Origin of the sequence: Sphingomonas phyllosphaerae, assembly GCF_036946485.1 — a bacterium.
GTDB lineage: Bacteria > Pseudomonadota > Alphaproteobacteria > Sphingomonadales > Sphingomonadaceae > Sphingomonas > Sphingomonas phyllosphaerae_E.
Window position 1 is genome coordinate 1,165,182 of the sequence record NZ_JAQIJA010000005.1, and the last position, 19,361, is coordinate 1,184,542.

At 67.4% G+C, this 19,361-nt stretch carries 19 protein-coding genes; 7 read left to right on the forward strand and 12 right to left on the reverse strand.

Translation table 11 applies throughout. The features are described from left to right. Positions 1 to 64: 64 nt before the first annotated feature. The gene (locus PGN16_RS14190) at positions 65 to 1,939 is read left to right on the forward strand and encodes an acyltransferase family protein (protein WP_335310023.1); all 1,875 of its coding nucleotides are present in this window, start codon (positions 65 to 67) and stop codon (positions 1,937 to 1,939) included. Between the two features lie 69 nt (positions 1,940 to 2,008). On the opposite strand, the gene PGN16_RS14195 is transcribed toward PGN16_RS14190, so the two are convergent. Further along, entirely contained in the window at positions 2,009 to 3,112 is a 1,104-nt protein-coding gene (locus PGN16_RS14195; protein ID WP_335310024.1) for an acyltransferase family protein, read from the reverse strand. Between the two features lie 76 nt (positions 3,113 to 3,188). Then, on the reverse strand, positions 3,189 to 3,659 hold the full coding sequence (locus PGN16_RS14200; protein ID WP_335310025.1) for a PilZ domain-containing protein: 471 nt from the start codon (positions 3,657 to 3,659) through the stop codon (positions 3,189 to 3,191). A 176-nt stretch (positions 3,660 to 3,835) separates the two neighbouring features. On the opposite strand from PGN16_RS14200, the gene PGN16_RS14205 reads away from it, so the two are divergent. Further along, positions 3,836 to 4,018, forward strand: a complete 183-nt coding sequence (locus PGN16_RS14205; protein WP_335310026.1) for a hypothetical protein — start codon at positions 3,836 to 3,838, stop codon at positions 4,016 to 4,018. A gap of 41 nt (positions 4,019 to 4,059) precedes the next feature. On the opposite strand, the gene PGN16_RS14210 is transcribed toward PGN16_RS14205, so the two are convergent. The 3 genes from PGN16_RS14210 to PGN16_RS14220 all read right to left on the reverse strand — a co-directional run bounded on the left by PGN16_RS14210 (position 4,060) and on the right by PGN16_RS14220 (position 7,340). Then, positions 4,060 to 5,334 (reverse strand): DUF1996 domain-containing protein, encoded by a 1,275-nt coding sequence (locus tag PGN16_RS14210; protein WP_335310027.1) that lies wholly within the window; start codon positions 5,332 to 5,334, stop codon positions 4,060 to 4,062. Between the two features lie 143 nt (positions 5,335 to 5,477). Next, positions 5,478 to 6,143, reverse strand: coding sequence for a hypothetical protein (locus tag PGN16_RS14215; protein ID WP_335310028.1), 666 nt, complete (start codon positions 6,141 to 6,143; stop codon positions 5,478 to 5,480). Between the two features lie 3 nt (positions 6,144 to 6,146). Then, positions 6,147 to 7,340 (reverse strand): glycosyltransferase, encoded by a 1,194-nt coding sequence (locus tag PGN16_RS14220; RefSeq protein WP_335310029.1) that lies wholly within the window; start codon positions 7,338 to 7,340, stop codon positions 6,147 to 6,149. Positions 7,341 to 7,570: 230 nt separating this feature from the next. Here PGN16_RS14220 and PGN16_RS14225 point away from each other — a divergent pair, with 230 nt between their 5' ends. Further along, positions 7,571 to 8,668, forward strand: coding sequence for a glycosyltransferase family 4 protein (locus PGN16_RS14225; protein WP_335310030.1), 1,098 nt, complete (start codon positions 7,571 to 7,573; stop codon positions 8,666 to 8,668). A 24-nt stretch (positions 8,669 to 8,692) separates the two neighbouring features. Here the strand turns inward: PGN16_RS14225 and PGN16_RS14230 are convergent, their stop codons facing one another. Both PGN16_RS14230 and PGN16_RS14235 read right to left on the reverse strand, forming a co-directional pair. Then, positions 8,693 to 9,649: a UDP-glucuronic acid decarboxylase family protein gene (locus tag PGN16_RS14230; protein ID WP_335310031.1), complete on the reverse strand. Its 957-nt coding sequence runs from the start codon at positions 9,647 to 9,649 to the stop codon at positions 8,693 to 8,695. Positions 9,650 to 9,785: 136 nt separating this feature from the next. Continuing rightward, positions 9,786 to 10,976, reverse strand: a complete 1,191-nt coding sequence (locus tag PGN16_RS14235; protein WP_335310032.1) for a glycosyltransferase family 2 protein — start codon at positions 10,974 to 10,976, stop codon at positions 9,786 to 9,788. A gap of 219 nt (positions 10,977 to 11,195) precedes the next feature. Here PGN16_RS14235 and xrtV point away from each other — a divergent pair, with 219 nt between their 5' ends. Both xrtV and epsI read left to right on the forward strand, forming a co-directional pair. Beyond that, positions 11,196 to 12,122, forward strand: coding sequence for an exosortase V (xrtV, locus tag PGN16_RS14240; RefSeq protein WP_335310033.1), 927 nt, complete (start codon positions 11,196 to 11,198; stop codon positions 12,120 to 12,122). Further along, a complete protein-coding gene (gene epsI / locus PGN16_RS14245; protein ID WP_335310034.1) occupies positions 12,109 to 12,810 on the forward strand; it encodes an exosortase-associated protein EpsI, V-type in 702 nt (233 codons plus the stop codon). Before xrtV ends, epsI begins: the two co-directional genes overlap by 14 nt. Positions 12,811 to 12,825: 15 nt before the next feature. Here epsI and PGN16_RS14250 read toward each other — a convergent pair whose 3' ends face one another. After that, positions 12,826 to 13,074 (reverse strand): XrtV sorting system accessory protein, encoded by a 249-nt coding sequence (locus PGN16_RS14250; RefSeq protein ID WP_159754291.1) that lies wholly within the window; start codon positions 13,072 to 13,074, stop codon positions 12,826 to 12,828. Between the two features lie 94 nt (positions 13,075 to 13,168). Here PGN16_RS14250 and PGN16_RS14255 point away from each other — a divergent pair, with 94 nt between their 5' ends. Further along, the gene (locus PGN16_RS14255; protein ID WP_335310035.1) at positions 13,169 to 14,020 is read left to right on the forward strand and encodes a SurA N-terminal domain-containing protein; all 852 of its coding nucleotides are present in this window, start codon (positions 13,169 to 13,171) and stop codon (positions 14,018 to 14,020) included. A 104-nt stretch (positions 14,021 to 14,124) separates the two neighbouring features. Then, positions 14,125 to 15,207, forward strand: a complete 1,083-nt coding sequence (locus PGN16_RS14260) for a DUF5694 domain-containing protein (protein ID WP_335310036.1) — start codon at positions 14,125 to 14,127, stop codon at positions 15,205 to 15,207. A 38-nt stretch (positions 15,208 to 15,245) separates the two neighbouring features. Here PGN16_RS14260 and PGN16_RS14265 read toward each other — a convergent pair whose 3' ends face one another. From PGN16_RS14265 to PGN16_RS14280, 4 genes are read right to left on the reverse strand one after another with little or no spacing between them, the layout of a single operon-like run. Continuing rightward, positions 15,246 to 16,046 (reverse strand): CpsD/CapB family tyrosine-protein kinase, encoded by an 801-nt coding sequence (locus tag PGN16_RS14265; protein WP_335310037.1) that lies wholly within the window; start codon positions 16,044 to 16,046, stop codon positions 15,246 to 15,248. Further along, the gene (locus PGN16_RS14270; RefSeq protein WP_335310038.1) at positions 16,046 to 17,524 is read right to left on the reverse strand and encodes a GumC family protein; all 1,479 of its coding nucleotides are present in this window, start codon (positions 17,522 to 17,524) and stop codon (positions 16,046 to 16,048) included. Before PGN16_RS14270 ends, PGN16_RS14265 begins: the two co-directional genes overlap by 1 nt. Next, the gene (locus PGN16_RS14275) at positions 17,521 to 18,750 is read right to left on the reverse strand and encodes a hypothetical protein (protein WP_335310039.1); all 1,230 of its coding nucleotides are present in this window, start codon (positions 18,748 to 18,750) and stop codon (positions 17,521 to 17,523) included. Before PGN16_RS14275 ends, PGN16_RS14270 begins: the two co-directional genes overlap by 4 nt. Further along, positions 18,747 to 19,361, reverse strand: coding sequence for a polysaccharide biosynthesis/export family protein (locus PGN16_RS14280; RefSeq protein ID WP_335310040.1), 615 nt, complete (start codon positions 19,359 to 19,361; stop codon positions 18,747 to 18,749). Before PGN16_RS14280 ends, PGN16_RS14275 begins: the two co-directional genes overlap by 4 nt.

Genomic DNA, 19,361 nt, shown 5'->3' on the forward strand with positions numbered 1-19,361 from the left:
CCGCCCGTGCGCTTGTTTGCGTTGCAGCGCTGCCGTATCGCCCGCCACAGGAGCACGGGCGCGCTTGAGTCATCGCAGCGATATCGACGGTTTGCGCGCGCTGGCCGTCGTGCCGATCGTGCTGTTCCACTTCGGCGCTGCCATCCTGTCCGGCGGTTACGTCGGGGTCGACGTCTTCTTCGTCATTTCCGGCTTCGTCATCGCGCGCAGCATCGTGGCCGATGTGGACGCCGGGCACTTCAGCCTGCGCGCCTTCTATGTGCGGCGGATCTGCCGGATCATGCCTGCGCTGGTGGTCACGGTCGTCGTGACCACCGCCGCCGCGATCTGGCTGCTGCTCCCCGAGGATCTGATCGCGCATTTCCGAAGCGTCACCGCGATCGGCGCGTTTTCATCGAACATCTTCTTCTGGCGCTCGTCGGGCTATTTCGAGGCCGCGGCACAGACCCGGCCGCTGCTGCATAGCTGGTCGCTGGCGGTGGAGGAGCAATTCTACTTCCTCGCGCCGCCGGCGCTGGCGATTTTGCACCGACGTCGTCCGAAGTGGTGGCTCTCGGCGATCCTCGTCGTCGCGGCGGGCAGCCTGGCGGTGTCGATCGCGATGGTCTTCGCCGCGCCGACCGCCGGATATTTCCTGTTGCCGGGGCGGGCGTGGGAATTGCTGCTGGGCGCCGCGGTCGCGCGGGCGAGCGCCGCGCCGACCGACAGCACGTTCGGCCGCGAAACGATCGCGGCGGCCGGGCTGGCGATGGTGGCAGGCAGCATGGTCATGCTCGACGAGACGTCGGCGTTTCCTGGCTGGAACGCCATATTCCCGTGCGTGGGCACCGTGCTGGTGATCCTCGCCGGCACCGGAGCGGGGAGGCCGCCGCTGGTCAACCGGTTGCTCGCGACCAGCCCTGTGCGGGCGATCGGGCGCATCTCCTATTCGCTGTATCTGGTCCATTGGCCGATCGTCGCGCTGTTTCAATATCGCTTGATGCGTCCGCCGACCCTTATCGAGGGCGCGGCGATGCTGGTCGTCAGCATCGCACTGGCTGTGTTGTCGTGGCGGTTCGTCGAGGAGCCGATGCGTCGCTATGCCTACCGCCTGCGGGCGGTGCCCGCGGCGCAGTGGCGGGTGATCGCGGTCGGTGCCGCGGTTTCGGCAGCGATGATCGGTATCGGGCTTGCCGGCGCGGCAGCCGGGGGATGGCCGCAGCGCTTTCCCGGCTATCATCCGGCGGCGATCACCGGGCAGGAGCAATGGGGCGGGGCCGCGTGCTTCAACGAGGACCCCTCTCGCCCGATCCCGTGGGATGCCGAGCGTTGCACACGGGCGCACGGACGCGGCGGGCGCATCCTGTTGTGGGGTGACAGCCACGCGGCGCATTACATGCCGGGATTGATCGCCGAGCAGACGGTGCTGGACCGCGATGTGCTGCAATATACGTTCGCGGGCTGTCCGCCGATTTTCGCTTACTTTTCGGCGGCGCGGGTCGGGTGTTCGCACTCGAACGCGCGTGTTCCGGCGCTCATCCGGCGGTTCGGTATCACGCAGGTGGTGCTGGCGGCGCGTTGGGAAGAGGTGCCCCGGCGCACCCTCACTCAACTTCATCAAACGATCGCGACGTTGCAGCGGCTAGGCGTTCGGGTGACCGTGATCGGGCAATCGCCGATGTTCGGCGTCACGCCGCAGGCATTCGATTATCTGTCCGGGCAGGCGGCCCGCCCCATCGGAAAGATCGTGCCGCGCATCGAACCGGGCGTGACTGCGGCGGTACGGCAGGAGGCGGCCGGGGCGGAGTATATCGATCCGTTGCCGAGCCTGTGTTCGAATGGCCTCTGTCTCTATCGCACGGGATCGACATGGCTTTATGCCGACAACGGGCATCTCTCCGCCGCCGGATCGCAGCGGGCCGTCCGCGCCTTCCTGATCGGCGACCTGCGGCGTCGCTGAACCCGGACCCGTATTCCATCACTCCCCTAACGTGATTTCCCGGGGACGCGCATCGGCAAGCTAAACCGTTCAGGCGGACAGTCGCGGTTCCGACGGGACGGGGCGACGCCGGACGAACTGCCGACGCAATGCCCCCACGAGTGGCTTCTCCACCCACAGGTGGAGAGCGACGCCGGCTGCGCCGACGATCAGCACGGTCGCGACGAACAGAAGCGCCTGCATGGCTAATGATGCGTCGCGAAAGAAGCGGGCGCCGAGCAGCGACATCGCTTTGATCGCGAACGGATGGATCAGATAAATGGCATAGCTCGCCTCGCCCAGCAGAAGGAGCAGGGGGTGGCGGGCAACCCCATCCTGACGCTCCAGCATCAACGCCGCTGCCACGATCGCAAAGGCGGGCAGGCCCCATTTCACGGGATCGGGGAGCGTCGGCCACAGAATGCCGCCGCTCACGAGCGCCAGCGCGGCGCCCGTCATGACGAGCTTCGCGGCCAACCGGCCTCGAGCCCCGACGTGCTGGTGGAGCGCGCGCTGCCAGAGGCTGTGCAGCCACAATCCGGCCCCGAATTCGAGCAGCAACGGATTGGTGTAGGTGATGCCCGGCGCGCTGCGCGGATCGACGACGAAGCCGATCGCCACCAGCGCCAGCAACACCATGCTCAGCACGATCAGTCGCACCAACGTGCCCCGGATCATGAGCCCTGCGGCGAACAGCACGTAGAAGAACATTTCGTAGTTCAGCGTCCATCCGACGAACAACACCGGATGGATCTCACCGACCCCGTCGAAGTACGGCACGAAGAACAGGGAGCGCACGACCAGGTCGGCATCCGGGATGCCGGCCTTGCTGGCGAGCGCCGGGATGAGCGGACCGCCAAGCCCGATCAGCAGCGTCAACAGCCAATAAAGCGGAGCGATGCGGATCAGCCGCTTCACCATGAACGCGCCCGGCCGCCCGACGTCGTCTCGCGCCGCGACGTGCTGGATGATGAAGCCGCTGATCACGAAGAAGATGTCGACGCCGGCCCGCCCGAATTCCAGCGGCAGCGATTGGCCGAGCGAGGTCAGCAGCCGCGCGTGATAGAGCACGACCAGATAGGCCGCGACGGCGCGCACATATTGCAGGTTCGTCAGGAGCGGGCGCGGGCGGGGCGCGCGAGAAGGCTCGGGCAATAACAACTACTTCTCCGCCTCGATCGTCGTTGATTGACCACGAGGCGCGGGCCCGGCCCCGCCGACGGTCACACCGTCATAGCAGCGCGGCGATCGCCTTGGCCACCCCGGCCCACAACAGTACCGAGCCCCCGACGATCACGCCGAGTCGCACCGCGCCCGGGAAGCGCTCGATCTCGGGCTCGGAGAGCGGCGCGGTGATCGGCGCGCTGCTCGTCATGTGGATGACGGTGCCGCCGCGGAACGCCTGCATCACTTCGGCGCGGCCGAGCGCCTCGACGAATTCGCACCCATAGCCGCCGGGTACCTGGCGCACGACCCGCGCGCTGGCGCGCCCGCGACCCGGAAGGCCGATCGTCACCTCGCTGCCGAGTTCCAGCCGGGAGTCGGTCGCGACGCTGAACCCGGTTTCGGACAGGTCGCGCACATAGACGTCGGTCGCCCGCGCGCGTTCGTCACGCAGCGTGGAGGGTTGATTGATCGTCTGCCGCTCGGCCGAGCGGCGATCGTCGGAATCACCGGGTAGCAATATTGCCGGAATGAGCATCGCCGCACCTTTCACTGAGCGTCAAGGAGTTAGTCGTCGCAGAGCTACCAGCGGGTTAATGCGCGCCCCATTTTGCGCCCGCGGAAACAACATCGACGGAATACGTTCACCGCACTGAAAGTTTTCTGTGCCGTTCCGGGACGGACGCACGGCACCCATGGTAAATGGAGGGGTAGGTGCGCTTCGATCGGACGGAACAATTTGCCGCCAGCGGCGTGCCGTTGGTCTTCGACCGCTTCGGATTGATCGGGCCATTCGTCGCCGACGTCGTCGATCCATCGTCCGCGGCGCGTGGCGTGTTGGTCGGGCTGACCATGGCGACGCTGCTCTGGATGGTGATCGCTGTCCTGGTGATCTGACGTCGTCGGCCACGACGCACGCGGGGAGCGTCGTTCATCGCTCAGCCCTTGACCGGCACGACGTGGGGCTTCGCGGTCCAGGTGAAGCCGCTGAACGTCTTCATCTGCTTGCCATTGCCCAGGTCGCCGCCGTTGCAGCTAAGCTGCTTGTTGATGCAATTCGCCATCCACGTCCGCATCACCGAATCGTCCCACGCCCCGAACCAGTCGGCATGAAGCGTGCTGCCCGGGCGCATCATCGGCATACCGGGCATCTCGTCCGACGCCAGGTGCCAGCCCTTCGGCGTTCCGTCCCACGTGCCCGACGTGTCGAGATCCTCGTCCACGGTGTACCAGGCCGCCATCGACAGGCCCGGCGTGATATAGGGGTGCGTGTCCGGGCACTTCAGATAGCCCCAGTTGCCGAAGCCCGGATAGGCCATGTGCGAGCGGTGATCGGGGCTGTCGAGGTTCTTGCCGTCCCAGCAATTGGGAGCGGCGAGGACGGCACCCAGCTGATTGCCGACCGGGCAGTTCTTCGCCGCGTCGACGATGTCCTTGTAATGGTCGGACTTGGCGGTCGGACCCTGGCAGTTGAACCAGCCGGCATCGAACTTGGCCGACATGTCCGCCATGTTGAAGCCGAAGACGTAGCGCAGGCCGCGTGGCAGATCGACGCACGCCTTGCCCATGCGCGTGCACTCGGGATCATCCTGCGGAAAGCGCTTGTAGTAGATGGTGATATAGTCCGGCCGGACGACCCCGCCCTTGCCGTTCAGCATCGCCGGTATCCAGTACGCGCTGCGGTTCAGCGGGCTGTTGCAGGTGCTCTGGCCGGTGGTGCGCAGGCTCTCATAGGTCGAATTGGCGTTGGCGAGCGTGTTGCCGAAGAACTGATGCAGGTGCGAACGCCCCGCCTGGCCGGGGAAGACGACCGGATCGTCGCGCAGCTCGTGGCTGGGATTGCAGATGAAACGGAACGCGCCGACGTTGTCGGGCTTGGAGGTCTGCGCGATCTCGCCGGTGCCCCACGACGGAACCAGCTCCGAATTCACGTCGAAATTGCTTGGGATCTCGGGATAGCCGTCGGTGACCGACAGGCTGCCCGGGGTCGCGGCGACCGGCGAGGCGCTGGGTGTAGGGGTGGGCGCGGGGGTCGGCGTCGGGGTGGGCACGGTCGCGGCCGGCGCCGCCGCGACGGGCGCGGTTGCCTCGTTGCCGCCACCACCGCCGCCGCCGCATGACGCAAGCGCCAGCGCGCCGGCGAGTTGCGCGAGGGATCGGCCGGTGCGACGCGCCAGCGTGCCCGGTGCCGCATGACGCAGCAGCGACTTCATCAGAAAGCTCCATGCCCGGAGTGGCCGGACGTGCGTCCGGTCGGGATGGCTCTTTCTACCCTGCGGTGGTTAGGGCGGGGTGAAGCGGCGTGGTTACGGGCCGGTAAACATGGGCGATTCAGCCGCGGCGGGTCGGCGGGGCCCTATCGCGCGGCAGTGACGCCGCGCCGGGCCAGTTGCCGCTTGACGCGGCGCGCCCATTGCGCGGCGTCGCGCAGGATCGGCCAGCGGTCGAAGAAGCGCAGATCGGCGATGTCGGTGCGCGAGGGCCGCTGGTCGGCGATCGGGGGCACCGCGAAATGCGTCACGACCTCCGGATGCGCGCGGCGGTACCAGACATAGGCGCCGTCGATCGTCGGATGATCGTCGAGCGCGAGCAGCCCGCGCAGATAGGCGGCCAGCGCGGGAACGATGTCCGCGCGGAATCCCATGCAATGCGACCCGATGATGTCGCTTCGTTGCAGGTCGTCGGGACGGGCCGCGTGATAGCCGCCGTAGAAGAGCTGGCAGTCGGCGGGCAGCACCGTGTCGCGCGCGGCGGCGGTGAAATCGGCATCGTCCTCGAGGATCAGCACGCTGGCGCCGTCAGCCGCGGCGGCGTCGAGGATGTCGAGATGGCTGTGATAGCAGCCGCGCGCGCCGATCGAGCTGAAGGTGCCGGGATCGTCGAAGCGGCACGCCTCGAAGAACGCGACGCGGGGATCGGCCTCGGCACCGATCCGGCGCAGTTCCGCGATCATCTCCGCCCGGCGATCGGCGCGATATTTCAGGTTGATGATGCGGACTTGGTCGAAATGGTCGAACAGCATCTCTCAATCCTTGCCGAACCAGCGCGCGAGCGGCAGCACCGCGGTGGCGATATCGAATTCACTCGCGACCTTCGCACGCGCGGCGGCCATCAGTCGATCGCCGAGTTCGGGCTCGTCGCGGATGCGCGCGATCGCGCGGCGCAGATCGAGCCAGTCGCCGGGGCGAAACAACAATCCCTCGACCCCGTCCTCGATCAGTTCGGGCACGCCGGCCACGCGGCTGCCGATCACCGGCACGCCGATCGCCATCGCCTCCATCAACACGATCGGCAGCCCCTCCATGAAGCTGGGCAGGACCAGCAGATCGGCGCGCGCGATTGCCGCCAATGTCGCGGCCTCGTCGAGGCGGCCGACGAAGCGGACCCGGTCGGTGAGCCCGGCAGCCGCCACGGCGTTCTGGATCTCGGCCAGCATCGGCCCGTCCCCGACGAGGGTCAGATTGACGTCGAGCGGCGCGATCGCCTCGAGCAGACCGAGGTGGCCCTTTTCGGCGGAGAGCCGGGCGACGCAGACGATCTCGCGCCGGGCGCCGGTGCGCGGCGGCGCGGCGGGGAGCGTCGGCAGATCGAGGCCGCAGCGCACGGTGGCGAACTTGTGCCACTGCGCCGGCGCGGTGACGCGCATCGCCTGCGCGCGCCCGAACCACGAGACGCAGGCGGCGAAGCTCGCCGCCTCCAGCTTGGCGCCCAGCGTCAGCCCGGCGGGATAGTCGGTTTCGGAGATGCCATGCAGCGTCAGGCTCCACGGCAGCCCGGCGAAGCGCGCGGCGAGCATCCCGACCGTCGCGCCGGCATTGGCGAAATGATTGTGGACGTGGGTGACGCCGTCCTCGCGCAGCATCGCCGCGAGCACCACCGCCTCCGCGAAGTGGAACAGCGACCATAGCATCGCCTTCGCGCCCGGCGCGCGATGCCGCAGCGCGAGCCGGAGCAGCGCGAACCACGCACCGGGCCGCGTCGTCACGGCGCGCAGATGCGCCCTGAGCAACGTTCCCGCCGCCATCGGCAGCACGAAACGCGTCTCGGCGAAGGATGCCTTGTCGGCGGGGGCCTTGAGTTCGGCGGCGGAGGGGCGGCGGATGCTATAGGTGCGGATGTCGACGCCGTGGCGGCGCAGGCTGTCGACCTCCCGGCGGATGAAGGTGTGCGACGAGGCCGGATATTGGCTGACGACATAGGCGATGCGCGGATCGGTCATTTGCAGGTGATCGCCGGTAAGTGGTGCCGCGCGCGAGCGACCGCCCGCCCCGTTGCGACGATGCCGATCCGGGTCGGCGTGCGGGAGAAAGGGAAGGTCATGCAGCCGCAGCGGTCGTCCAGTGAGCGTTGCGAATCAAGCCGGATTGATCCACCGCGACGGTCTCTAGCATCGCACAGATTAAATTCGATGGATCGGCGAAGCGTGCGCGGCGGAATAAGGACATGACCATGCGGATATTGTTTGCGCTGCCCGGCTTCCATCGCTTCGAACGCGGCGCGGAGATCGCCTTGCTGTCGCTGGCCACCGAACTGGCGCGCGCGGGCGAGGACGTGACGGTGATCGGATCGGGCGACGCGCGCGCGGGCACGCCGTATCGCTTCCTCCACGCCGGATCGGTGCGGCGCGAGCGGCTGGAGCATCTGCCGCGCCTGCCCGCGCTGCGCAGCGACACCGGGTGGGAGGAGGCGACGTTCGCGCCCGGCTTGCTGCGCGCCTATCGCCCGGCCGATCACGACGTGACGATCACCTGTTCCTTCCCCTTCACCAACTGGGTGCTGCGCCGCCCGGTGCTTGGCGGGCGGCGCCCCCCGCATGTGTTCGTCACGCAGAATGGCGAATGGCCGGCGGTTTCGAACGATTCGGAGTTCCGCACCTTCGGCTGCGAGGGACTGGTGTGCACCAACCCCGATTATTTGGAGCACAATCGTGACCGCTGGCGCTGCGCGCTGATCCCCAACGGCATCGATGCGATGCGTTTTACGCCGGGCACAGCCGAGCGCGCGCGACTGGGGCTGCCCGAGCAGGGGCCGATCGTGCTGATGGTCAGCGCCTTGATCCCGTCGAAACGCGTCGCCGACGGCGTGCGCGCGGTCAGCCACTTGCCCGATGCGCAACTGGTCGTGGCGGGCGACGGACCGGACCGCGACGCCATCGACAAGCTGGCCGCCGAATTGCTGCCCGGCCGCTTCCGCCGTCTGACGGTGGCGGCGACCGAGATGCCGGCGCTCTATCGCTCGGCCGATGTGTTCCTGCACCTGTCGAAGGAGGAATCGTTCGGCAACGTCTACATCGAGGCGCTGGGGTGCGGCGCGCCGGTGGTGGGGCATGACTCGGCGCGGTTGCGCTGGATCGTCGGCGACGATGCGGTGCTGCTCGATACATCTGATCCGGCAGCGGTCGCGCGTGCGCTTACCGAGGCGATGGCGGCGCGCGAGACGTTGGTGCCGCGCGGGGTGGCGCGAGCGGCCAATTTCGCGTGGCCGCGGGTGGCGGCGCAATATCGCGATTTCCTGGCGGAGGTGATCGCGGCGCAGCGGCAGGCGTAACGCAGCCGCCGCGCCGCGAGATCGTCAGCTCACGAAGTCGCGGAAATAGTCGATCGTCCGCTCCAGCCCCTCGCGGAGCTGCACCTTGGGTTCCCAGCCGAGCTTGTCGCGCGCGACAGTGATGTTAGGCTGGCGCTGCATCGGATCGTCCTGCGGCAGCGGGCGATAGTCGAGCGTCGAGCGCGAGCCGGTCAGCTCGATCACCAGCTCGGCAAGCTCGCGGATCGTGAATTCGTTGGGATTGCCGATGTTGACCGGCCCGGCGAAGTCGGGCGCGGTGTCCATCAGCCGCAGGAAGCCCTCGACCAGATCGTCGCGGTAGCAGAAGCTGCGCGTCTGCGATCCGTCGCCGTACAGCGTGATCGGCTCGTCCTTGAGCGCCTGCATGATGAAATTGGAGACGACGCGCCCATCGGCGGGGTGCATCCGCGGGCCGTAGGTGTTGAAGATGCGCGCGACCTTCACCTCCAGCCCGAGCTGCCGGTGGTAGTCGAAGAACAACGTCTCGGCGCAGCGCTTGCCCTCGTCATAGCAGGAACGGATGCCGATCGGGTTGACGTTGCCCCAATAATCCTCGGTCTGCGGGTGGACGTGCGGATCGCCATAGACCTCGCTGGTCGAGGCCTGGAAGATCTTGCACTTCAGCCGCTTCGCCAGCCCGAGCATGTTGATCGCGCCGATCACGCTGGTCTTGGTCGTCTGGACCGGATCGTGCTGGTAATGGATCGGCGAGGCGGGGCAGGCGAGATTGTAAATCTCGTCGACCTCGACATAGAGCGGGAAGCACACGTCGTGGCGCATGAACTCGAAGCGCGGGTTGCTGTGCAGATGCTCGATGTTGCGCTTGGTGCCGGTGAACAGATTGTCGACGCACACCACCTCGTCGCCGCGCTCCAGCAGGCGATCGATCAGGTGCGAGCCGAGGAAGCCGGCGCCGCCGGTCACGAGGATACGCTTACGTGACTGATAATTCCGCGCCATCCGGCCCTGATCCCCTGTTTGTCGCCTGCGCGCGAGCGCCGGTGGGCGTCGCATGCAAAACGTTAGCCTTCGGCTACTAAGGAGGCGTTACGCCTTGCGCAAACATTGTTACGCACCCCGGATCAAGCGCGATCAACTAGCGCCCGGCGCGCAGCCAGTCGGTCGGCCGCTTGCGGGCAAGTCCCAGGTAGAGCGGGATTTTCCAGAGGATGTAGAGCGGCAGTCTTATCGCCGCCGCGCCAGACAGGAACGGCCGTCCGACTCGCGCCCATGCCGCCACCAACGCGGCCAGCGCGAGCAGCAGCAATGCGCCGAGCAGCAGCGCGGGCCACGCCGCCGCACCGATTAGCGCCAGCACGGCGAGCGCGCCCAGCCCCGCGACATCCAGCAGCAGCAGCAACGTCAGCGGGGGCACGGCGAGGCTGAGCCCCGCCCAGACCATGCGCCAATTCCCGGTGCGCATGCCGGCGGCGATCGTGGGAAGCGCGTGACGCTTCGAGGTGGCGAGGAACCCACCCTCCCAGCGGGTGCGCTGCTTGAGCGTGCCCTCCGCGCTGCTCGCCGCGCTCCATACCGTCGCCTGTGCAGCGAAATGGGGCGGGGTGCCGCGCTGCGCGAGTTCGAGCCCGAGCGCCAGATCCTCGACGATGTCGTCGGTGGCAAGCGGCGCGTCGCGGAACACCGGCCAGGGGAACGCCATGCCGGTGCCGGTCAGATTGACGCGCCCTGCCAGCCGCTGCAACCCGCGCTGACGCACCAGATTCTTGATCGCGAAGGCGAAGTTCGACACCTGCACCATCGGTGCGGCGTCACGCTCGGGCTGCATCAGGTAGCTGGCTTGCGCGGGGCCTTGGCGGGCGGTGGCGGCCAGCGTGGCCAGCGAGGCGCGATCGATCGTGCAATCGGCGTCCAGCACCACGACGACGGCGCAGGGTTCGCCTTGCGTGGCGAGATGGTCGCGGGCGTGCGCCAGCGCGAAACCCTTGCCGCGACGGCTGGGGTCATTGCGACGCAACACATCGGCGCCGGCCTGTTCGGCGAGGTCGGCGGTATCGTCGGTGCAATTGTCCGCGACCACCAGCACGCGAAAGCGGTCGGGCAGTTCGGCGGCGAGCAGGGTGAGCGTGCGCGTGATGACCGCGGCTTCGTCATTGGCGGGCATGACGATCACGGTGCTGGTGTCGGTCTCCGGCATCATCGGCGCGCGCATCGAGCGGAGCCCGGCGATCACCTCGACGGCGAAGGCCGCGGTCAATAGCGCGAGCGGCGCAGCGAGCGCTGCCGCCACGATCGTCGCGATCACCTCCATTGCCGCCGTCCCCGTCATTGCCCCGATGCTGTCGCTCCGCCTTTAGGCCGGGCAGCGGCGATCCGCCATGCCACCGCAACAGTTTACCGGTCCTTGAGGAACGACGCTTCATAGCGACGCGTCTCGGGGCGGGATGTCGCGTCGGTTGCAGCGGGGGGGCGGAATGTCTAGAAGGTCGCGGCCGGAAGGGGCGCCGGTGCCAGCCAGGATTGTGCCCGCGCGTCGGAAGCAGACAAGGTGAACAACGAAGCCGTCGGAACATGGGAGGGCGCGGACCACAAGCCGGCACCACGCCGCGCGGTGACGTTGCGCTGGCCGTCGCTGTCCGGGGCTGCCTGGCTGCTGATCGCGGGGATGATCGCGTTGGGCATCCCGACGATGCTCACCGTCGCGCGGGTCAGTTGGTCGACCGAACAGGGCGGGCATGGTCCGCTGGTGCTGGCGACCGGCCTGTGGTTGATGTGGCGCGAGGTGCCCAAGGCGTTGCGGTTGCGCACGCCGGGCAACGTGCTGCTGGGCGGCGGGTTCGTCGCCTTGTGCCTGCTCGCCTATCTGGTCGCCCATATCACCGGGATCATCGAGATCGAAGGCTTCGCCTTCTACGGCGCGCTGCTGGGCGCGGGCTATCTGCTCTTCGGCGGGCCGGTGCTGCGCGAATTGTGGTTCCCGCTGTTCTACCTCGGCTTCGTCTTCCCGCCCCCCGATCAGGCGGTGGCGATCATCACGCAGCCGATCAAGATCGCGATCTCCGAACAGGCGGTGAACCTGCTCTATGCGCTCGGCTATCCGATCGGCAGCTCGGGCGTGTCGATCCAGATCGCGCAATATGACCTGCTGGTCGCCGCGGCCTGCGCGGGGCTGAATTCGATCATCAGCCTGACCGCCATCTGCCTTTTCTACATCTACGTCCGGCATCACGCCAACTGGCGCTACAGCGTGCTGTTGATGCTGACGATCATTCCGATCGCGGTGTTCGCCAATTTCGTCCGCGTGATCCTGCTGATCCTCATCACCTACTATTTCGGCGATGCGGCCGCGCAGGGATTTGCGCACGATTTCGCCGGGCTGGTGATGTTCCTGATTTCCGTGCTCACGATCTTCGCGCTGGACGCGCTGGCGGCGCCGCTGCGGCGCGCCTTGGGGAACGGCCATGACGACGATTGATCGGCCCGACGACGGCGTGTCGCTGAACCGACGCCAGGCGATCCTGGGGGGCGCGTTCCTGTTGACCGCGGGGACGGCGGTGGCGCGCGTGCCGCGCCATCACATCGACCTTCTGGGCCAGCGCAAGCTCGACAAGCTGATTCCGCGAAAGATCGATCAGTGGGAATTCTATTCCAAGAGCGGGCTGGTCGTGCCGCCCGCCGATCAGCTCAAGGACGCGCTCTATTCGCAGCTTCTGACGCGGGTCTATGTCGCTGCGGATGCGTTGCCGATCATGTTGCTGATGGCGCAGAGCGGCGGGCAGACCGGCGTGTTGCAGGTGCATCGCCCCGAATATTGCTATCCGGCGAGCGGGTTCACGCTGATGGAACGCAGCGTGCTGCCGATATCGCTGCCAGGCAGCCGGCTGGAGGCGACCGCCATCACCGCGAGCGCGGACGATCGCACCGAGCAATTGCTCTATTGGACGCGCGTCGGCGAGGATATGCCGCTGACCTGGGCGCGGCAACGCTGGTCGGTGGCACGCGCCAATCTGAAGGGTGACGTGCCCGATGCGGTGTTGGTGCGCGTCTCGGCACTGACCCCCGATCGCGAGGCCGGGATGGCGGCGCTCACCCGATTCGTCCAGGCGATGTTCGCCTCGGTACCCAGCGACGTCCGGCGCTTCCTGGACATCGACGCGCGCTGAGCGCGCCGCCGCGAGTCAGGAGCGGCGGGGTAGCTCGATCGGCTTCAGCACCAGCAGGATGAAGGCGAGATTGGCGACGATCAACAGGCTGGCCAGCAGGTCATGTCCTTCGTTGCCGAGGTAATTGGCCAGCGCACACATCGCCGCGCCGGCGAGATAGGCGATCATCGAATCCTGATGATCGTCCGCCATCGAACGCTGTAGAAACAGCACGACAAGGCCGGCGAAGATGGCCAGCGTGACCCAATCGTAGACCGTTTCCATAGAAGGTTCCCAATTACCGCCGTGAGGCACTACAGGATTTGTCCGGCTGGTGCTAGTAACGGCACTGTGTCGAAATGACCCTGGGGGACTTGAGATGTTGAAGCGTGGTGCATTGCTGGCCGTGACCGCCCTGTCGCTGGTCACCGCCGCATGTGATCGCAAGCCGACCGGACAGAGCGTCGCGGTCGTGAACGGCGAAGAGATTTCCGCCGGGGAGCTGAACGGCGAGTTGCAGATGGCCAACGTGCCGCCCAGCGCGGATCAGAAGGTGGCGCGCCAGCAACTCCTGCAGGGCCTGATCGACCGGCGCCTGCTGGCACAGGCGGCGCGCAAGAACGGCGTCGACAAGTCGCCCGAATTCCTGAGCCGCCAGCGCCGCCTGACCGACGAACTGCTGATCGCGATGAATGCCGAGCGCCAGGCAGGCAGCCAGAAACTGCCCGATCAGGCCGCGGTCGATGCCTTCATCGCGCAGAACCCGTATCAGTTCGGGCAGCGGCAGATCCTGTCGTTGCAGCAGATCGCGATCGACGCGCCGTCCGATCCCAAGGCGCTGGCGCCGCTGGCCGACGCGCATTCGCTCGACGCGGTGGCGGCGACGCTGACGCGACTGAAGATCCCGTTCACGCGCACCAGCGGCCGTCTCGACACCGCCAGCGTACCTGCCGAGGCGCTGAAGCGCATCTTCGCGTTGCCCACGACCGAGCCGTTCGTGTTGCCGGCCAACGGCAAGCTCTACGCCAACATCATCGTGGGCCGCGAGCCGGTGCAGATGTCGCAGGACGACATGCGGAAGGCCGCGATGGCGGCACTGCGCCAGCAGAACACCCGCAACAGTCTGGCGGCGGACGTGAAGCAACTGCGTTCGACCGCGAAGATTGAGTATCAGCCCGGCTATGCGCCGGTCGCGAAGGCGACCCCGGCGGCGGGTGCGGCGAAGAAGTAACGGTGGTCGACAGGGCCGGCGGTTTCGCTGGCCCTGTCTGCAACGACGGCTTGTCGCGAAGCGTATGATCTGCATAATACACCCGTCATGCATCGGGGGGTAAAATGCGGATCGGCAAGACATTGGTGCGCAGCGTGGCGGCGCTGGCGGCGGGCGGCCTGTCGGTGGCGGCAACCGCACAGGAATATGTGCCCAGCTTCCGACCCGATCGGCTGAAGGGACCGCCACCGGGGCCGCTCAATCAGGTGCTGGTGCTGGGCAGCCCGCACCTTTCCGCGTTCAAGACGCTGCAACGCGAAGCACTGACGCCATTGCTCGACCGCCTGGCGGCATGGAAGCCCGAGGCGATCGCGACCGAAGACCTGTCGGGATTGCTGTGCGATACGATGCGGCGCTATCCGTCGCGTTACGCCGACAGCATCGCGACCTACTGCCCCGATCCGTCGGCGGCGGGCAAGGCGCTGGGGCTGGATGTTCCCGCGGCCAACGTGGCGGTGACGCAGATGTTGGCGACCTGGCCGACCGCGCCGAGCGCGGCACAGCGACGGCGGCTGGCGGCACTGTTCCTCGCCGCAGGCGAGCCCGCCTCGGCGCTGGTGCAATGGCGGCGGCTGCCGGAGGCCGAGCGCCGCGTAGGCGACGGGCTCGATGCCGCGATGCTCGCCGAACTCGCGCGACGCTGGGGGCGTCCGGGCGAAACCGAATGGGTGGGAGTCGCGCTGGCGGTGCGGCTGGGGCTCGAACGGGTTTACGGCGTCGACGATCACAGCGCCGATGCACCGAGTCCCCCCGGCTTTGAAGATGCCATCATGCGGGTCTGGGACAATGCCGCGATGCACGAGCGAGAGGCGTTCACGAAGCCGCTGGACGCTGGCGTGGTGCAGCCCGGCGGGGTGCTGGCGATGTACCGGGCTTATAACTCAGCCCGCGCGCAGGAGCTTGCCTATCGCAGCGATTTCGGTGCGACGTTCCTGGAGCCGTCGCCGCAGCGGTTCGGGCGTGGGTATCTGGGTTATTGGGAGACGCGCAATCTGCGGATGGTCGCCAACATCCGCGACGTGCTGGCGCTGCATCCGGGAACCCGCCTGCTCGCGATCGTCGGGGCGTCGCACAAGGGCTATTACGAAGCGTATCTCAACCAGATGCACGATGTGCGGCTGGTCGATGCCGAGAAGGTGCTGCGCTAGGCAGGACGGGCGCCGCGACGGCGCGCCCGTCCTTGCGGTCACTTGTTGTAATAGTCGCTGTAGCCCGCGCCGTAGCCGTAGCCGTAATTGTCGGTCAGCAGGCCGCCGTCGAAGCGATTGAGCACGACGCCCGCGCACGGCGCCTGGTCGAGCACGTGCAGCGCGTCCTGGATCTGCTTGCGCGTGGTGCGGCCTTCCTCGACGATCAGGATGAACGCATCGAGCTTGGTCGTCACGATCGTCGCATCGTCGTTGGCGAACACCGGCGGCAGGTCGCACAGGAAGATGCTGTGCGTCGGGCGCGCGCGCATCGCGGCGACCATCGCATCCATCCGCGGGGAGGACAGTAGCTCCGCCGAACGCGCCGGGGCGTTATCGGTCGGCAGGATTACCAGCCGCTCGCCTTCCGGGTGCACCGCCAGGTCACCGAGCGACGGCACCGTGCCTTCGAGGAAGTCGCGCATCCCGCGCTCGATGGTCAGACCGAAATTGGTCGCGATCGAGCCGCGGCGCAGGTCGAGGTCGACCAGCGTCGTGTCGATCCCCGGGGTGCGCGACAGCGCCGCCGACAGGTTGGTCGCGACGAACGACTTGCCCACCGCCGGGGTCGCCGAGACGATCCCGAACAACCGCCAACCCTTGTTCCGGTGCAGCTTGAGCAGCCGCGAACGGAGCATGTTGAACGGGCGCGAACGGACGTCGCGGCTGTCGAAGCCGTAGATGCCGCGCTGCTTCGCCTCGTCCGGGGACCAGGCGAACTGCCGCGCCTCCTGCAAGGTGGGGAGCGGCGCTTCGGGGCGCAGGTCGCTGGCGATCTTGGTCATGGCGGTCTCGGTCATCACAGCGCCCCCTGCGGCTCGGCATTGGGGCGACGCCGCCGACGCAGCGTCGGCAAACGGAAGAAGCGGCGGCGCGGCTTCTGGCCGGGCGGCAGATCGGGGACGAAGGTGGGCACCAGCGCGAGCGGTTCCAGCCCCAGGCTCTGGATCTGCCCGACGCCGCGAATCGGGCGCAGCAGGAACTCCAGCGCGAGAGCGAGGACCAGACCGAGGCCCAGGCCGCCGGCGATCCCGCCGCCGATCAGCAACAGGCGGTTGGGCGACACCGGCTTGTCGGGTGCCGAGGGCGGATCGATGACCGACAGGCGCTCACCCTTCTGCTCCTGCGCCATCCGCGCCGAATTCTGTGCGCGCAGCACGTTGCCGGAAACCTCGCGGAGTTGGTCGCGAAGTGTCGAGGCGCGCGCCTCGAGCTGCGAAACCTCTTCCTGCAGCACCGGCGCGCGCGATTGCGCCGCCATGCCGGCCGCGGCGCGAGCCTCGTCGGAGGCGCGATATTGCTGGAGCTGTGCGATCTGGGCGTTGTTCGCCTGGATCTGGCTCTGGATCAGCGAAGTGTCCGAGCCGCCGCCTTGCGACGCGGCGATCTCCTTGGCCTGTTGCAGCCGCGACTTGGCGCGCACCACATCGGGGTGACTTTCCGCGAAGACCGCACGCGCCGCGACCAGCGCCGATTCGGCCTGCTGCACCAGCGGGTCCTTGCCGCCGCTGCGCTGCACCTGCGCCATCAACTGCCGGTTCTCGCTCTGCAATTGTGCGATCTGCGCGCTGTAATTGCCGGTGTTGGCGGGCATCACCATGCCGCCACTGGCCAGCGTGCTGCCGTTGCGCGCCTTGATCGAGGTGATCTGACCTTCGATGCGGTTGATCTCGTCGGTCAGCTTGCGCGACTGATCCTGCAGGAAGTCGACGGTGTTGTTCGCCTGCGCCGCCATGGTGGTGGCGTCGATCTCCAGGAAGCGGCTGACGAAGCTCTGCATCACCGCCTGCGCCTTGGCCGGATCGGAGTAGTCGTAGCTCATCGTGAAGGCGATGGTGTTGCTGCCGCCGTTCGGGCCGCCGCCGTTGCCGATGTCGCCGCTCACCGCCCCGAGCTTCGTCGCCTGCTGCATCTCGGTCACGATCGACGACAGCGGCTTCGAACGACGCTCCTTCTCGTACAGGTTGTTCTGCTCGATCAGCTCGATCAGATCGCCACGGCTGAGCACCTGTTCGCGGATCTTGGCGATCCGCTGGTCGATGATCGTGTTGATCGGCGACGTGACGAGCGCGGAGGGCAGCTCCTGCGACTCGACCAGCAACGTCGCGCTGGACCGATAGATGCGCGGCAGCAGGAACGCCGTCACGGTCCCGGCGACCGACAGGAGCACGAACGGCACGATCACGAGCCATTTTCGCTCCCACAGGATGCGCGGGATGTAATTGATGAAGCCGCCGCCGCCGGCGGGCTGGTCTTCGGTATCTACGCTGTCACTCACCGGATGTCGCCCAATCTGGTTCGCAGGAAAAGCCGGAAGGTCACGTCGTGCGGGGTGCCGAAGCCGGTGGAATCGGCTTGCCGATACCCGACCGACGCACCGGCGAAGAGCCGCCGCGTGATGCCGCGTTCGTAGGTGGCCTGCCCGCTGAGGAAGGACGTCCGCGGTGCCTGCAGGGTGGTGTCGGACGTCGTCGTCAGTCGCGTATATTCGACTGACGCGCGCACGAAGTCATACTCGCGCAGCTGATAGGAATAGTCGAGCGACGCCCCGAAGCGGCGCGACACGTCGCCGAGCCCGGTCGGTTGCGCATCGCTATAGGCGCGCACGCACTGCACCGCGCGACCGCCGTTGCGGCAGCCGGTGAACGTGCCCGACAGGCCGGTGGTGGTGAAGGTGCCCCGCGGCGTCGTCGACGACACGAAGACCACGCCGGCCCCCAGCGAGAGGTTGACCAATTGGCTTGCCTGATAGCTCAGCGTGCCTTGCGGCGAATAGGTGTGCCCCGAATAGCCGGGATTGTCGTAGTCGATCCACGATCCCGCACCCTGTGCGCCGATGCTGAGCCGCTCGGACAAGGACCGGTTGTAGCCGATCGAGGCACCCGTGGTCCGCGACGACAGCAACAGACCGCCGGCAGCGCCGCCGCCATAGCTGACGCGGTTGATGCTGACCTGGCCGTTGATCGTATCGCGCGTGCTGATGCGATAGTCGCCGCCGATCGCGGCCGAAATCGCATTTTGACGCTGGTTCAACCCGATCAACGTGATGTCCGGCGTGCTGAGATCCGGGCCGGGCACCGGGTTCGGATTGACGACCCCGACGACGCCCAGCCCGTTCTGGCCGATGATCGAACTGTCGTACGTTGCATCCGCGCGCAGGCTCAGCCGCGAACTCATCACGCGCCGTGCCGTGGCGCTGATGCCGTAAGCCTCGGCGGAATTGTAGCGCGTAAGATAGTCGCTGCGGCGATACCGGGCGAGGATCGACGCCTGGCTACGCTCGTCGACGAAATTGACCTGCGGGACGATCGACAGCTCGGTCGACACCGCACTTTCGCCACCGCCACGTACAAGGAACGGGTTGGTCGAATAGGCGGCGCCGGCCGATACGTCGACGGCAGCGCGCGTCTCCTGCGCGACGACCGGGGCGATGGGCAGTGCGACCGCCGCCGTCGCCAGCAGCAGCGCGGCGGCGCGGCGCGCGACGCTCGTGCACGGGATCACGGGACGATGACCGTATCGCCGCCGCGCACGAGCGGAAGCGTTTCGTTGGTCACGTCGGCGACCTGACCCTTCAGGATATCGGTGAGCCTGACGCGGATCGCCTGCGCGCCGGTCGGCGTCTTGCGGACGATGACGACGTTGCCCAATTGCGCGAATTCGGCCGGGCCGCCAGCCAGGCTCAGCGCTTCCAGCACGTTGACGTAACGGCCGGGATTGAACGATCCCGGGCTACGCACCTTGCCGAGCACCGCGAACTGCAACCCGGCCGGCGTCTTCACCGACACGGTCACCTGCGGCACGGCGGTGCGATATTGCGATTCCAGTCCCTTGGTGATGCGCGCCTCGATCTCGCTGGGCAAAGCGTTGAGCGCGTCGACCTTGCCGACCAGCGGGAAGGAGAAAGTGCCGTCGGGCAGGACGCGCTCGGTACGTTGCAGGCGTTCTTCGCCCCAGACGAAGATCTCCAGCTCGTCGCCCGGGTTGATGCGGTACGGAACCAGCGTGTTCGGCGTGGCGGCGGCGCGCGTCTGCGCGGCGGCCGGCTGCTGCGCCAATGCCGGCGGGGCCTGAAGCAGCAACAACGCTAGGCCGCAGAAAAGCTTGGTCTTCAT